The sequence below is a fragment of the Streptomyces sp. NPDC002324 genome, assembly GCF_053593335.1.
The window spans coordinates 17,213-32,596 of record NZ_JBSFCF010000047.1 but is presented as its reverse complement, the minus strand read 5'-3'; the positions used below and the strand labels follow the sequence as shown (position 1 = coordinate 32,596).

General features: G+C 73.1%; 10 protein-coding genes. 5 read left to right on the top strand and 5 right to left on the bottom strand.

Annotated elements, in window-relative coordinates:
- Positions 1–79: 79 nt before the first annotated feature.
- On the bottom strand, positions 80–1,306 hold the full coding sequence (locus ACWCRJ_RS38525; protein WP_450943662.1) for an Ig-like domain-containing protein: 1,227 nt from the start codon (positions 1,304–1,306) through the stop codon (positions 80–82).
- 148 nt (positions 1,307–1,454) lie between these two features.
- Between ACWCRJ_RS38525 and glgX the strand changes: the two genes are divergently transcribed.
- Positions 1,455–3,731 (top strand): glycogen debranching protein GlgX, encoded by a 2,277-nt coding sequence (glgX, locus tag ACWCRJ_RS38520; RefSeq protein WP_450943661.1) that lies wholly within the window; start codon positions 1,455–1,457, stop codon positions 3,729–3,731.
- Between the two features lie 18 nt (positions 3,732–3,749).
- Here glgX and ACWCRJ_RS38515 read toward each other — a convergent pair whose 3' ends face one another.
- From ACWCRJ_RS38515 to ACWCRJ_RS38500, 4 genes are read right to left on the bottom strand one after another with little or no spacing between them, the layout of a single operon-like run.
- A complete protein-coding gene (locus tag ACWCRJ_RS38515; protein ID WP_450943660.1) occupies positions 3,750–4,466 on the bottom strand; it encodes a response regulator in 717 nt (238 codons plus the stop codon).
- Positions 4,459–5,724 (bottom strand): sensor histidine kinase, encoded by a 1,266-nt coding sequence (locus ACWCRJ_RS38510; RefSeq protein ID WP_450943659.1) that lies wholly within the window; start codon positions 5,722–5,724, stop codon positions 4,459–4,461. The genes ACWCRJ_RS38515 and ACWCRJ_RS38510 overlap by 8 nt, the downstream gene beginning before the upstream one ends.
- 25 nt (positions 5,725–5,749) lie before the next feature.
- Entirely contained in the window at positions 5,750–6,499 is a 750-nt protein-coding gene (locus ACWCRJ_RS38505; RefSeq protein ID WP_450943658.1) for an ABC transporter permease, read from the bottom strand.
- On the bottom strand, positions 6,496–7,515 hold the full coding sequence (locus ACWCRJ_RS38500; protein ID WP_450943657.1) for an ABC transporter ATP-binding protein: 1,020 nt from the start codon (positions 7,513–7,515) through the stop codon (positions 6,496–6,498). Before ACWCRJ_RS38500 ends, ACWCRJ_RS38505 begins: the two co-directional genes overlap by 4 nt.
- 206 nt (positions 7,516–7,721) lie before the next feature.
- Between ACWCRJ_RS38500 and ACWCRJ_RS38495 the strand changes: the two genes are divergently transcribed.
- The 4 genes from ACWCRJ_RS38495 to ACWCRJ_RS38480 are packed head-to-tail and all read left to right on the top strand — an operon-like array spanning position 7,722 to position 15,327.
- The gene (locus ACWCRJ_RS38495) at positions 7,722–9,815 is read left to right on the top strand and encodes an ABC transporter ATP-binding protein (protein ID WP_450943656.1); all 2,094 of its coding nucleotides are present in this window, start codon (positions 7,722–7,724) and stop codon (positions 9,813–9,815) included.
- Positions 9,812–11,764, top strand: a complete 1,953-nt coding sequence (locus ACWCRJ_RS38490; protein ID WP_450943655.1) for an ABC transporter ATP-binding protein — start codon at positions 9,812–9,814, stop codon at positions 11,762–11,764. Before ACWCRJ_RS38495 ends, ACWCRJ_RS38490 begins: the two co-directional genes overlap by 4 nt.
- Positions 11,765–11,818: 54 nt before the next feature.
- Positions 11,819–13,558: an ABC transporter transmembrane domain-containing protein gene (locus tag ACWCRJ_RS38485; RefSeq protein ID WP_450943654.1), complete on the top strand. Its 1,740-nt coding sequence runs from the start codon at positions 11,819–11,821 to the stop codon at positions 13,556–13,558.
- A complete protein-coding gene (locus ACWCRJ_RS38480) occupies positions 13,555–15,327 on the top strand; it encodes an ABC transporter ATP-binding protein (RefSeq protein WP_450943653.1) in 1,773 nt (590 codons plus the stop codon). The genes ACWCRJ_RS38485 and ACWCRJ_RS38480 overlap by 4 nt, the downstream gene beginning before the upstream one ends.
- The last annotated feature ends 57 nt before the right edge of the window (positions 15,328–15,384 follow it).

Sequence of the window (15,384 nt, the reverse complement as noted above, 5' to 3'; positions counted from 1 at the left end):
CGGTGTATGTCACCGTTCAGTCCCAACTTCAATGATCACGCGCGTACCCCCATGCCGCCCATGTCCGTGCTTTGTCCGTCTACTTCACCGCGGCACCCGCTTTCCATTCCTTCCACCCCATGTTCCATCCTCCGAGGCCATTGTCCGGAGAGACCTTTTTGTCAGTGCTGTTGACGACCTCGACGACGTCCCCGACGAGGCTGCGGTCGAAGAACCAGCCCGCCGGCGTGCCGGAATCGCCGCCCTTCACATCGCGCAGGCCCACACAGCCGTGGCTGACGTTGGCCCTGCCGAAGGCGTCCGGCGCCCAGTAGTTGCCGTGCAGGAAGGTGCCCGAGGTGGTGAGGCGCATGGCGTGCGGGACGTCCGGGATGTCGTACTCGCCCTTGCCGTCGGCCTTGCGGAAGCCGACGGTGGCGCCGTTCATCCGGGTCACCTCCAGCATCTCGGTGACGACCATCTTCCCGTTGTACGTCGTCGTCCTCGGCGCCCCGGCGGTGATGGGGAGGGTGGCGAGCACGCCGTCGCCGCGTTCCACGCGCATGGTGTGCCGCGCCGCGTCGACCACGCTCACCTGATGCCGGCCGACGGTGAAGGAGAACGTCCTGTGCTGCTGGCCGTAGACGCCGGGCGCGCCCTCGACGTCCCGCAGCCGCAGGCCGACGGTGACGCGGGTGCCGGGCTTCCAGTACGTCTCGGGACGGAAGTCGAGGCGCCCGGCGCCGAACCAGTGCGGGCGGACCTCGACGGGCGGTTCGGCGGTCACGTCGACGGCGCGTTCGACGGCCGCGCGGTCCTCGATCTCCCGGTTGAACTCCAGGGAGACGATCATGCCGGTGCCGACGGTGGCCCGGTTCTCGGGAGTGACGTAGGCGATGAAGCGCTCGTCGGGGACGTACGTCGTGAAGGTGACGTGCCGGGCCGAGCGGCGGCCGTGGCCGTCGAGGGCGACCGCGTCGACGGTGTACCGGGCGGCCAGCGCGAGCCTCGGTGAGCCGGTGGGGCGCCAGGTCAGTCCGTCGGCGGACATACGGCCCGGCACGGGTGACTCCTGCGCGTCCTGCGACTTCACCACCTTGACGGACTCCAGGCGCCCGCTGGGCACCCGTACTTCGAAGCGTTGCTCCGGGCGCACGCCCTTGCTGCCGTCCTCCGGAGTGACCCGGATCGTGTCGTCGGGTGCCTTTCCGCTGGTCAGCGGCGTTCCGGTGGTGCATCCGGCGGCCCCGGCCAGCAGGGCCGCCCAGGTGAGCGCGGCGGCCAGGGCGGCCGCGGCGCGGCGCGCGTGCGTCTGTGCGTGGTTCACGTGCGGCCCAACGACGGCGCACGCCCCCGGGAAACGTGAGTGCGAGGCGTGCTCTGGGCAGAACACTTGGGAGGACGACGTGATGGGGAGCGGTGCGGGGACAGCCGGCTCCCCTTCCCGTCGCCCACCGAGCCGCGGGAGGCCTGAGGTGTCGAGCGCAGCCGAGCAGGAGGAAGTGCGGGAGGACGTACGGGGGACGCGCGCCGTGCCGGCCGCGCGTCCGGCCGTGGTGCTGAACGGAGGTCGGCGCGAGGAGCCCTCGCCCGGGACGAGGCCCGTGTGGCCGGGGGCGTCGACGCCGCTCGGCGCGCGGTTCCGGGTGGGCCCCGACGGGGTCGCGGGCACCAACTTCGCGTTGTGGGCAGGCGGGGCGGAGGCCGTCGAGCTGTGTCTGTTCTCCGCGGCGGGCGAGGAGACCCGGCTGCGGCTGACGGAGCTGACCCACGAGATCTGGCACGGCTTCGTGCCCGGTGTCCTGCCCGGACAGCGGTACGGCTACCGCGTGCACGGCCGCTGGGACCCGTGGACCGGCGCCCGCTGGAATCCGGCGAAGCTCCTCCTCGACCCGTACGCGCGTGCGGTGGACGGCGAGTTCGGTCTGCCGCCGGAGGTGTACGCGCACGTCCGGGACTGGCCCGAGCAGCATGTCGCCGACACCGTGCGCGACGAGCGGGACTCGGCGCCGCACGTCCCGAAGGGTGTCGTCGTCCACGACGACGCCCCCGACGACGAGTGGGTCGACGACCGCCGTCCGAAGACCCCGTGGGCGGACTCCGTCATCTACGAGCTGCACGTACGCGGCTTCACCATGACCCACCCGGACATCCCCGAGGAGCTGCGCGGCACGTACGCGGGTCTCGCGCACCCCGCCGCCATCGAGCACCTGGTGAAGCTGGGGGTGACGGCGGTGGAGCTGCTGCCCGTGCACCAGTTCGCCCACGAGGACCATCTGCTGCGCCGGGGCATGCGCAACTACTGGGGCTACAACTCGGTGGGCTACTTCGCCCCGCACGCGGCGTACGCCTCGTCGGGCACGGCCGGGCAGCAGGTCGGGGAGTTCCGGCGGATGGTGCGGGCCCTGCACGCCGCCGGCATCGAGGTCGTCCTCGACGTGGTCTACAACCACACGGCCGAGGCCGACGAGCGCGGCCCGAGCCTGTCGCTGCGCGGCATCGACAACCGGGGCTACTACCGCCTGCAGAGCGACGCGCGGCGCTACGCCGACTACACGGGCTGCGGGAACACGCTGCACGTGGTCCAGCCGCACGTCCTGCGTCTGATCACCGACTCGCTGCGGTACTGGGTGACGGAGATGGGGGTGGACGGCTTCCGTTTCGATCTGGCGGCGGCCCTCGCCCGCTCCATGCACGACGTCGACATGCTCTCCCCGTTCCTCGCCGTCATCGCCCAGGACCCGGTCCTGCGGCGGGTGAAGCTGATCGCCGAGCCGTGGGACGTGGGCTCGGGCGGCTACCAGGTCGGCGCCTTCCCGCCCCTGTGGACGGAGTGGAACGACCGCTACCGGGGCGCGGTACGGGACTTCTGGCGGGGCGCGCTGCCGGACGTACGGGATCTCGGCTACCGCCTGTCGGGGTCGAGCGACCTGTACGCGTGGGGCGGTCGCCGGCCCTACGCCTCGGTCAACTTCATCACCGCGCACGACGGTTTCACGCTGCGCGACCTGGTGTCGTACGAGCGCAAGCACAACGAGGCGAACGGGGAGGGGAACCGGGACGGCTCGGACGACAACCGGTCCTGGAACTGCGGCACCGAGGGCGAGACGGACGACGAGGGCGTACGGGCGCTCAGGCGACGGCAGTTGCGCAACCTGCTGACGACGCTGCTGCTGTCCACGGGCGTGCCGATGCTGGTCGCCGGTGACGAACTGGGCCGCACGCAGGGGGGCAACAACAACGCCTACTGCCAGGACAACGAGATCAGCTGGGTCGACTGGGGTCTGTTGGAGGACCCGGCCTGGAAGGGCCTCTTCGAGCTGACGGCCCGGCTGATCGCGTTGCGGCACGCGCATCCGGTGCTGCGCCGGCGGGCGTTCTTCTCCGGCCGCGCCCACTCGGCGGACGGGCTGCGGGACCTGGCGTGGTTCACGGCCCGCGGCACGGAGATGACCGAACGGGACTGGTACGCGCCGGCCGCGACCCTCGGTATGTACCTCTCCGGCCGTGACATCCCCGGCCGCGACGCCCGGGGGGCCCCGATCCTCGACGACAGCTTCCTCGCCGTCCTGCACGCCGGTGACTCCCCGGTGGACTTCGTCCTGCCGGGGACGCCGTGGGCGGCTCGGTACGAGGTGGTGGTCGACACCTCGCGGGAGGAGCAGGGGGAGCCGGTGGGGGTGGTGCACGAGGCGGGGGCGGAGGTGGTCGTCCCGGCGCGGTGTGTGCTGCTGCTGCGGGTGCTGGGGTGAGCGGTCCGGTGCCCCGCGTCAGCCGAGGATGCCCCGTTCGTAGGCGGTGGCCACCGCGGCGGCCCGGTCCTTGGCCCCCAGCTTGGCGTAGAGATGGGTGAGATGGGTCTTGACCGTCGCCTCGCTGATGAAGAGTTCACGGGCGATCTCACGGTTGGCGGTGCCCCTGGCCACCAGGGCCAGGACTTCGCGCTCGCGGGCGGAGAGGGGTTCGTTGCCGGGGGTGCGCGGGGTGCGGACGGCCGTGACCAGACGGGAGGCGACGGCCGGGGAGAGCACGGTGCGCCCCTCGGCCGCCGCGCGGACCGCGGTGAACAGCTCCTCGCGCGGGGCGTCTTTGAGGAGATAGCCCGTCGCGCCCGCCTCGATGGCCGGGAGGGTGTCGGAGTCGGTGTCGTAGGTGGTGAGGACGAGGACCTTCGCACGGGCGGCGCGGCGGGTCAGTTCCCGGATGGCGTCCACTCCCCCGCCGCCCGGCATCCGCAGGTCCATCAGGACGACGTCCGGGTCCAGGGCGGCGGTCAGGCCGACCGCCTCCGCCCCGTTCGCCGCCTCGCCGAGGACGCGGAAACCGGGCGCGGACTCGAACATGCCGCGCAGACCGTCCCGTACGACGGGATGGTCGTCGACGATCAGCAGGGAGACGGGCTGATGCGGATGCGGATGCGGATGCGGATGCGGATGCGGATGCGGATGCGGATGCGGATGCGGATGCGGATACGCCTCTTCAGTCATGGCGGACCAACGGTACGCGAGCCGACAGGGCCGTGCCGTGGTCCGGTTCGGACTCGACGGTGAGGGTGCCGGCGATGCGTTCGGCGGGGACCCGCATGCCGTCGAGGCCGAAACCGCCGGTACGGGTGCGCGCGGGGAGGGAGAGCGGGTCGAAGCCGCGGCCGTCGTCGCGGATGTCGAGGATGACCTCCTCGCCGAGGAAGGTGAGGGTGACACCGACGCGGCCGGCGTGGGCGTGCCGGGCCGTGTTCGACAGGGCTTCCTGGGCGATGCGCAGGAGTGTCGCCGAGACCTCCTCGTGGAGGGGCTCGACCCGCCCGGTGGCCGTGAACTCGGCGCGTGTACCGGTCCGTTCGGCCCACTCCGCGACCGTCTTCTTCAGGGCCTCGGGCAGGCCGTCGTGCTCCAGGGCGACCGGGGCGAGGTTGTGCACGGACCGGCGGGCCTCGCCGAGGCTGTGGCGGGCCAGGTCGCCGGCGCGGGCGAGGTGGGTGCGGGCGGTGTCCGGGTCGGGGGCGTTCGCGACGACCTGGAGCTGGGCGATGATGCCGGTAAGGCCCTGGGCGATGGTGTCGTGGATCTCGGCGGCCAGCCGACGGCGTTCGTCGGCGACCCCGGCCTCCCGTGCCTGGACGAGGAGCTGGGCGTGCAGGGCGGCGTTCTCGTCGAGTGCCTGGTGCAGGGCGGTGTTGGTGCGTTCGAGTTCGGCGATGGTCGCGGTGCGCTCGCGGGCCCGCTGTTCCTCCTGTTCGGTGAGATGGGCGACCACCAGCTGCAGGCCGGAGTTGGCGGCCAGCAGGGCGGCGAAGACGATCCAGTGGGCCACACCCCTCGGTGGCAGCCCACTGGACTGCGCGCCCGCCACGGTGACCGCGCTGGCGAACAGCCCGAGCCGGCGCCACCTGCCCGGGATCAGCTCGTCGGCGTCCATGTAGCCGGTGGCGGCGTAGAAGGCGAAGAAGGGGTTGATCCAGGTCAGGGCGAAGGCGAAGACCCAGCGGACGACGTAGTAGACCGTCCCGGCCCGGGACGGGGTCCGGCAGCGGCGGTCGGTCCGGCGGGGGCGGGTGAGATGCCACCACACCTGCAGCAGGACGGCGGCGGCGATCAGGGCCCCGGCGACGTACCACTCGGTGGCATCGACGATCAACTCGCTGGTGGCGAGGGCGAGGACGGTGCTGACACCGAGCAGCCCGTAGGGCCCCCAGGTGTGGAACTGGTCCCATCGCCGTTCGATGAGCTGGTCCTCGGCGGTCATCTCCCCAGTCTGCACGGCTGCGCGCCTACTCCCACCGGAACCAGCGCGAGGCGGCGAACGTGAGCAGCGTCGTCCACAGGGCGAGGACGCCCAGGTGGTCCCAGCCGGGCCAGTCGCCCGCCGCCGCCTCGTTCAGGGCCTGCGCGGCGGCGCCGAACGGGGTGTAGCCGACGCACCGGGCCAGTACGTCGGGCATGGTCTGCACCGGCATCCACACGCCCGCGCAGAACATCGCCGGGAAGAACACGGCGGAGCCGATCGCCGCCGAGATCCTTGCGGTGCGGGACAGCGCGGAGATCACGGCGCCCAGCGCGAGGGCCGCGAGGACGGCCAGGAGCAGGGCGAGCGCGTAGCCGAAGGGCTGCTCGGGCAGCCGTACGTCGAAGGCGAGACGGCCGACCGTGAGGACGAGCAGCGCCGAGAGCAGGGCTCCGCCCCCGTAGAGGACCATCTGGGCGGACAGCAGGGCGGCGGGCCGGACCGGGGTCGTGGACATCCGGCGCAGCACACCGCGTTCGCGGTAGCCGGTGAGGGTCTGCGGCATGGCCTGCAGACCGCCGACGATCAGGCCGAGCAGCACGGTCACGGGGACGTAGCCGTCGACCGGGCGCAGTCCGCCGAAGTCCGGGTCGGCCTCGCGGAGGGACGGGATCGAGCCGAGGATCACCAGCAGGAGGGTGGGGAACCCCAGCATCCAGAAGAGACTGCCGGGTTCCCGGCGGATAAGGCGGGCCTCGCTCCCCAGTACGGCGGTGTTGACGAGGGTGGTGCTCATACGGCTGCCTCCTTGGCGCCGGCGCCCGTGTCGGCCTTCGCGCCGGTACGCGTGCCGGGCTTCGTGCCGACCTTCGGGCCGGTCTTCGCGGCGGTCTTCGCGGCGGTCTTCGTCAGGTCGAGGAACGCGTCGTCCAACGTGGCGTCGGCGACGCGAAGTTGGTGGGCGGTGATGTGCGTGCGGGCGAGGAGGGTGAGCACGGCGTTCACGGTCTCGTCGGTGCCGGAGAGGGTGAGCCGGCCGTCCCTGTGCTCGATCGCCGCGAGCCCGGGGAGCGTGTTCAGGTCACGGTCGTCCAGCGGGGCGGAGGGCGTGAAGCTGATGACCGTGGCGCCCGCCGAGCGCCGGACGAGACCGGCCGGGGTGTCCAGGGCGGCGATCCGCCCCTGGTCGATCACCGCGATCCGGTCGCACAGCCGCTGCGCCTCCTCCATGAAGTGGGTGACGAGGAGGACCGTCATCCCGCCCGCGCGGATGTCCTCGATCAGCTCCCAGGTGTCCCGGCGGGCGCGCGGGTCCAGGCCGGTGGTCAGCTCGTCCAGGACGACGATCCGGGGGTTGCCGATGAGTGCGAGCGCGATGAACAGCCGCTGTTTCTGCCCGCCGGAGAGCTTGGCGAACCGGGTGGTGAGCCGGGCGGTCAGGCCGAGGCGTTCGGCCAGGGGCCGCCAGTTGGCCGGGTCGGGGTAGAAGGAGGCGTACAGCTCCAGCGCCTCACGGACGGTGAGCTTGGCCTGCAGCTCGCTCTCCTGGAGCTGCGCGCCGAGCACCCGGCGGGTGGCCTCGTGCTCGGCGACGGGGTCGAGGCCGGCGATCCGGACCCGGCCCGCGTCGGGCACCCGGAGGCCCTCGACGCATTCGACGGTGGTGGTCTTGCCGGCGCCGTTGGGGCCGAGGATCCCGAAGATCTCGCCCTCCGCGACGCTGAAGGAGACACCGTCGACGACGTTGCGGCCGCCGTAGGCCTTGGTCAGGCCGGTGACCTCGATGACGGATGTGGACGACGTGTGTGGCATGTGTCGAGAATCCCGGCCGCGCGCGGGTGCGCGCATCGGCCATCCCGCTCGAACGGGCATCAGCCGATCGGTCGATGTGCCGGTACGACCTCGCCGGTCTCCCCGTACGCGTCCGTGGCGGCGAGGGGTCGTAGGACTCACGGCCGAGGGCGGTCCGGCCAAAACTCGGTGGGCGTTGTCAGTGGCGGTCCGTAGGCTCGCTGCTGATGGCCACGACACGTGCAACCCCCGAGGAACCCGACCGGACCCTGGAACCCGAGACGGCCACCGAGCGCGAGGACCCCGAGCGGGCCGGGGCGCCCGAGAAGGCCGAGGGGCGGTCCGCCGTACGCACGCTGCTGCGGTTGTGGCCGTATGTGCGGCCCGTGCGGGCGCGGCTGTCCGTGGCCGCGCTCGTCGCGATAGTCGCCTCCTGCGTGGGCCTGTTCATCCCGCTGGTGCTGAAGTGGATGGTCGACGGGCCGGTCGCGGACCGGGACCCGGCGGGTGTGTGGCTCGGGGCCCTGTACCTGCTGCTGCTCGGTCTGGCCGAGGCGCTGCTGTTCGGGTTGCGGCGCTGGCTGGTGGCGCGGCCCCTGGCCGGGGTCGAGGCGTCGATGCGCGCGGATCTCTACCGTCATCTGCAGCGTCTGCCGGTCGCGTTCCACGACCGCTGGGCCTCCGGGCAGCTGCTCTCGCGCGGCACGACGGATCTGATGCTGCTGCGGATGTTCCTCGCCTTCCCGCTGACGTTCCTGCTGGTCAACGCGGTGACCATCGTGGTCGGCGTCATCATCATGCTGGTCCAGGACTGGACGCTCGGGCTGGTCATCCTGGGTCCGGCGATTCCCGTGATGGTCACCTGCGTGGTCTTCGAGCGGAAGTACGCCAAGGTCGCGCGCCTCGCCCAGGACCAGGTGGGCGACCTGACCACGGTCGTCGAGGAGAGCGTCCTCGGGATCCGCATCATCAAGGGGTTCGGGCGCCATCGCAGCCAGGCCCTGGCCTTCCGGGAGCTGTCCCGGACCCTGCGCGGCACCGAGCTGCGCAAGGCCCGCCTGCTGTCGGTGATCTGGGGCGTCATCATCACGCTCCCCGAGCTGGCGATCGGCGCGGCCCTCGTCCTCGGTGTCGTCCAGGTCGCGGACGGCGTCCTGTCGGCGGGCACGCTGGTGGCGTTCCTGTCGACCGCCCTCGCGCTGCGCTGGCCCGTCGACTCGATCGGCTTCCTGCTGGCGATGAGCCAGGAGGCGGCGACGGCGACGGAGCGGTATTTCGAGGTGATGGACGAGGAGCCGGAGTCGTCGGCCGAGACCGAGACCGAAGCCGAGGCCAAGGCCGCGATGCCGGCTTCCGCGGAGGCCGACATCGCTGTCACCGCGGGGACGGCTGCCGTCGTTGGCGCGGCTGTGGGTGCCGGGACGGCTGCCGTCGCGGCAACGCCCGCCGAGGCGGGCCCCGCAGCCACCACCAGGACGGCTGCCGTCGCGGGCGCCGCAGCCACCACTGGTACGGCGTTCACCTCGGCCGCCCCCGGCCCCGACACCACCGCGGGCGGGTCCGCCGGGTCCTTGGACCGCGGGCTGCGGTTCCACCACGTCACCTTCCGGTATCCCGACGCCGCGCCCGGCACCGCCCCGACCCTCGACCGGGTCGACCTCCACATCCGCCCCGGCGAGTCGATGGCCCTGGTCGGCGCCACCGGCTCCGGCAAGACCACGCTCACCGCGCTCGTCCCGCGCCTCCACGAGGTCACCTCCGGTCGCATCACGCTGGACGGCGAGGACATCACCGGGATGCCGCGGGAGGAACTGCGCGCGAAGGTGGCCGTCGCCTTCGAGGAGCCCACCCTCTTCTCGGCGACCGTCGGTGAGAACGTCCTGATGGGCGCCCCGCCGGACGCGGGCGAGGCCGAGCTGGACCGCGCCCTGGCCATCGCCCAGGCGGAGTTCGCGCACGCGCTCCCCCAGGGCACCGCCACCCAGGTCGGCGAGCAGGGCCTCAGCCTCTCGGGCGGCCAGCGGCAGCGCCTCGCGCTGGCGCGGGCGGTGGTCGGCCGCCCTCGCTTCCTCGTGCTGGACGACCCGCTGTCGGCGCTCGACGTGCACACGGAGGCCGCTGTGGAGGCCGCGCTGCGCCGCGTACTCGCGGAGACGACCGCGCTGATCGTGGCGCACCGCCCCTCGACGGTGCTGCTCGCCGACCGCGTGGCCCTGCTCTCCGGCGGCCGGGTCGCCGCCGTGGGCACCCATCAGGAACTGCTGCGCACGAACGCGGAGTACGCCCATCTGATGTCCGGAACCGAGGGGGACGAGCGATGACGGCGCCCATGACCACCGCGCCGGACAAGGAGCCGAACGAGGAGCCGGAGGGCACGCAGGAGCCGGAGGGCACCGCCGTCAAGGCCACCTCCCTGGAGAAGCCCCTGGGGAAGCCGTCCGGCGGCGACCGGCTCGCCGGCCCCCGCGAGGCGTCCGCCGACGACCCGTTCGACCACGACGACCTGCCCACTCCCCCGGGCGCCACCCTCGCCCTGCTGCGCTCCCTGCTCGCGCCGATGCGGACGCGCGTGGTCATGGCGAGCGTGCTGCTCCTGCTCCAGCAGGCGGCGGTGCAGGCGGGCCCGCTGCTGGTGGCATACGCCATCGACAGTGCCGTACCGGCGCTCAGGGACGGCCGGCACGGGCCGCTGATCGCGGTGGCGGCCGGGTATCTGGCGTGCGCGCTGGCGGCCGGCGGGTTGCAGTTCGCGTTCATCGGGGCGTCCGCGCGGGTCAACCAGGACGTACTGCTGGATCTGCGCGGCCGGATCTTCCGCCACGCGCAGGCCCTGAGCATCGACTTTCACGAGCGGTACACCTCGGGCCGGCTCATCTCCCGCTCCACCACGGACGTGGAGTCGCTGCGCGAACTGCTCGACGAGGGCCTGCAGGAACTCATCGGCGTGATCCTCGCCTTCGTCTACATCTCGGCGATGCTGCTCTGGCTGGACCTGGGGCTGGGCGCGGCGGCGCTGGCGTCGTTCGTGCCGCTGTACGGGTTCGTGCGGATGTACCGGCGGCGCGCGGCGAGCGTGTACACGGCCCGGTCCACCGCGATCGCCGCGGTGATCGTGAAATTCGCCGAGACGATGAACGGCATCCGGCCGGTGCGGGCGTTCCGCCGCGAGGCGGCGAACGACTCGGAGTTCGCCGCCCTGAACGGGATCCACGAGCGCAGGAACGGCGACGCGATCCTGGAGATGGCCCGCTATGTGGTCTGCTCCCGTGTCGTCGCCAACATCACGGTCGCGGCGATCGTGCTGTGGGGCGCCTACCGGGTGGCCTCGCAGACGCTGGCGCTGGGTGTGCTGGCGGCGGCCGTGCTGTATCTGCGGCGGCTGTACGACCCGATCGACCGGCTCGGCATGTTCCTCAACTCGTACCAGTCGGCGGCGGCCTCGCTGGAGAAGATCGCCGGTCTGCTGGCCCAGGCCCCGTCGGTGCCCGAGCCCGCCGAGCCGAAGGAGCTGCCGGCCGCGGCCCGCGAACTGCCGGGCCGCGAGGTCGTGTTCGACGACGTGCGGTTCGCCTACCGCACCGGCGGCGAGATCCTGCCCCGCTTCGACCTCACGCTCGCGGCGGGCAGCACGGTGGCGGTGGTCGGGTCCACCGGCGCCGGCAAGTCGACCCTCGCCAAGCTGGTCGCCCGGTTCTACGACCCCTCGTCCGGGCGGGTCCTCCTCGACGGCGTCGACCTGCGTGACCTCTCGGTGCCCGAGCTGCGGCGCGGGGTGATCATGGTGACGCAGGAGTCGTTCCTGTTCTCCGGCACGGTCGCCGAGAACATCTCCCTCGGCCGCCCCGACGCCGGCCGCGAGGACATCGAGCGGGCGGCCAAGGCCATCGGCGCCCATGACTTCATCGCCGCCCTGCCCGACGGCTACGACACCGACGTACGCAAGCGCGGTGGCCGCATCTCCGCCGGCCAGCGCCAACTCGTGGCGTTCGCACGGGCGTTGCTGGCCGATCCGGCCGTCCTCATCCTGGACGAGGCGACCAGCTCGCTCGACGTCCCGGGCGAGCGGGCGGTCCAGCGGGCCATGTCCACGGTCCTGCGCGGCCGTACGGCCGTGGTGATCGCCCACCGTCTGTCCACGGTCGAGATCGCCGACCGCGTCCTGGTGATGGAGCACGGCCGGATCGTGGAGGACGGCACCCCGGCGGACCTGATCGCGGGTACGGGCAGGTTCGCGGACCTGCACCGGGCGTGGCGCGACAGCCTCGCGTAGCGGAGCCGGGACAGCTCACCCAGCCAGCAGACCCACACACGGAATCGGGGGCCGATGATCAACGCGTACGAGGACCCCGGCACGCCCGACTGCCGAAGCGGCGCCCGGTATCTGTGGTGGCTGGTCCGGCAGCAGGCCGGCCGGTCCGCACTCGGCTCGCTCATCTCCTGCGTGTGGATGGTGCTGCTCGCGGCCACGCCGTATCTGCTCTCCCGCGCGATCGACGAGGGGCTGGAGCCCGGTGATCATGCGGCCCTGGCGGGCTGGACGGCCGCGCTGTTCGGCGTGGGCGCCTTCAACGCCTGGCTGAGCATCATGCGCCACCGCACGATGACCCGGGTCCGGATGGACGCCCACTTCCGCACGGTGAAGGTCGTGATGGCGCACGCGGTCCGGCTGGGTGCGGCGCTGCCGCGCCGGGTCGGCGCCGGGGAGGTCGTGACGATCGGCGTGGGAGACGTCCAGACGATCTCCTCCTCGCTGACGGTCATCGGGCCGGGGGCCGGTGCCTTCGCCGCGTATCTGGTGGTCGCGGGGCTGCTGGTGTCGGTCTCCCTGCCGATCGCCGGGGTGGTGCTGCTGGGGATGCCGCTGATCGCCGTGATCGTGGGCCCGATGATGCGGCGGCTGCAGGGCACCGAGACGGAGTACCGGGAGCGGCAGGGCGTGCTGACCGCGCGGATCGCGGACCTCGCGGGCGGGCTGCGCGTCCTGGGCGGGCTCGGCGGCAAGGGGCTGGTCGCCGACGCGTTCCACCGGGACTCGCAGCGGCTGCGGGCGCAGGGCTACCGGGTGGGCGCGGTGACCAGCTGGATGCAGGCGCTCGGGGTGGGGCTGCCGACCGTCTTCCTCGCGGTGGTGACCTGGCTCGCGGCCCGGCTCGCCGCCCAGGGAGCCATCACGGTCGGCGAGTTGGTGGCGGTCTACGGGTATGTGACCGTGCTGGTGCGGCCGGTGTCGTACTTCGTCTCCTGGGGGTACGAGGTGAGCCGCGGGGTGGTGGCCGCGCGGCGCGTCATCCGGTTCCTGGCCCTGGAGCCGCTGCCGGACCACGGCACCACGGACGCGCCCGCCGAGCCCTCGGCGCTGCACGACCCCGTGTCGGGGGTACGGGTGCCGCCGGGGCGGCTCGTCGCGCTGGCCGCCGACCGCCCGGCCGACGCGGCGGCCGTGGTGGACCGGCTCGGCCGGTACGGGCCAACGGCGGTGACCTGGGGCGGCACGCCGCTCGACGCGATCCCGCTGGCGCAGGTCCGCGCGCGGATCCTGGTGGCCGACCACGAGGCGGACCTGTTCGCGGGCCGGCTGCGCGAGCTGCTCGGCGGGCACGGCGACCTCGACGACGCGACGGCGGCGCGGGCGCTGCGCGCGGCCGTGGCCGAGGACATCGTGCAGGGTCTGGCGGACGGTCTGGACGCCGCGGTCGACGCGCGGGGCCGCAACCTCTCCGGCGGTCAGCGCCAGCGGGTGCGGCTGGCGCGGGCGTTGGTGGCCGATCCCGAGATCCTGCTGGCCGTCGAGCCGACGTCGGCGCTCGACGCCCACACCGAGGCGCGGGTCGCCCAGCGGCTGCGGGGCGCCCGTGCGGGCCGTACGACCCTGGTCACCACCACCTCGCCCCTCGTCCTCGACCACGCGGACACCGTCCTGCACCTGGTCGACGGCAAGGTCGCCGCCCGCGGCACCCACCGCGAACTCCTCGCGGGCGAGCCGGGATACCGGGCGCTGGTGGCGCGGGACGCGGGAGAAGAAGGGGACGCCGACGAGAGCGCTGTCGAGGAGGTCGTACGGTGACCACGGAAACAGCGTCCCCCACCTCGGGCCGGCTGCCGATCGCCGACCGGGCCGCCGTGCGGCGGGCCACCGTACGGCTGGTGCGGGCGGACGGTCGGGCGTTCCTCGCCGTGCTGGGGCTGAACGGGGCGGCGGCCGCGCTGGGGCTGGCCGGGCCGTGGCTGGTGGGCCGGATCATCGACGAGGTGCGCGGCGGGGGCGGTGTCGCGGCGGTGGACCGGCTGGCGGCGGCGATCCTGCTGTGCGCGGGCCTGCAGTTGCTGCTGGCCCGCTGGGCCCGGTACGTGGGGCACCGGTTCGGGGAACGGACGCTGGCGCGGGTGCGCGAGGAGTTCGTGGACCGGACGCTGGCGCTGCCGGCGTCGGTCGTGGAGCGGGCGGGGACCGGTGATCTGACGGCGCGCGGCACGGCGGACGTGGACGCGGTCGGCAGGACGTTGCGGGACGTGGGGCCCGAGCTGCTGATCAGCTCGGTGCAGGCGTTGTTCCTGATCGGCGCGGTGTTCGCGCTGGATCCGCTGCTCGGACTGTGCGCGTTGTCCGGGCTGGGCGGGATCGCGGTGGTGCTGCGCTGGTATCTGCGCCGGGCGCGCACGGGGTATCTCGCGGAGGGCGCGGCCCAGTCCGAGGTCGCGGAGATCGTCGCGTCGACCGCGTCCGGGGCCCGTACGGTCGAGGCGCTGCGGCTGGAGCGCCGCCGGATCACCGCGAGCCGGGACGCGCTGGAGGTGTCCCGGCGGCGCCGGTTCCACACGCTGTTTCTGCGCACGGTCTTCTTCCCCGGTGTGGAGGTCTCGTACTTCGTGCCGCAGGTGCTCGTCCTTCTCCTCGGCGGGGTGCTGCTCGCGCGGGGTTCGGTCAGTCTGGGCGCCGTGGTGTCGGCGGCCCTGTACCTGCAGCAGCTGAGCGGTCCGCTCGACGAGATCCTGATGCGGGTGGAGCTGCTGCAGAGCAGCGGGGCCTCGTTCGCCCGGGTGGAGGGGCTGGCCGGTGCCCCGCGCGCCGCTCGCGCGGACACCCCGGAACCGGCGGACGACCGCATCGACGTGACGGGCGTGCGCTACGCCTACGACCGGGGCGGTGAGGTGCTGCGGGGCGTCGACCTGACGGTCCGCCCCGGCGAACGGCTCGCGGTGGTCGGCCCGTCCGGCGCCGGCAAGACGACCCTGAGCCGCCTGCTGGCGGGCATCGACGCGCCGACCAAGGGCACGGTGACGGTCGGCGGGGTGCCCGTCGTGGACCTCGGTCCCGAACGCCTGCGCCGCCAGGTCGTCCTGGTCACCCAGGAGCACCATGTCTTCCTGGGCACGGTCCGCGACAACCTCCTGATCGCCGAACCGGCAGCCACGGACGCGCAGTTGTGGGCCGCGCTGTCGGCCGTGGGAGCGGACGTCTGGGTGCGCGCGCTCCCCGACGGCCTCGGTACCCGCCTCGGCGAGGGCGGCCGTCGTACGGACGGCCCCCAGGCGCAGCAGCTGGCGCTCGCCCGCGTGGTCCTCGCCGACCCCCACACGCTCATCCTCGACGAGGCCACCGCCCTCCTGGACCCCACCGCGGCCCGCCACACCGAACGCGCGCTCGCCGCCGTCCTGCACGGCCGCACCGTCATCGCCATCGCCCACCGTCTCCACACCGCCCACGACGCGGACCGCGTGGCCGTCATGGAGAACGGTCGGCTCACCGAACTCGGCACGCACGAGGAGCTGGTGGCGGCGAAGGGCGCGTACGCGGCGCTGTGGCGGCGCTGGCACGGGGAGGGGGAGTCCTGACAGGCCGCGGGACCCGTACGAGAATGCCGAACACCCCTATGACGACTTGGAGTTCCC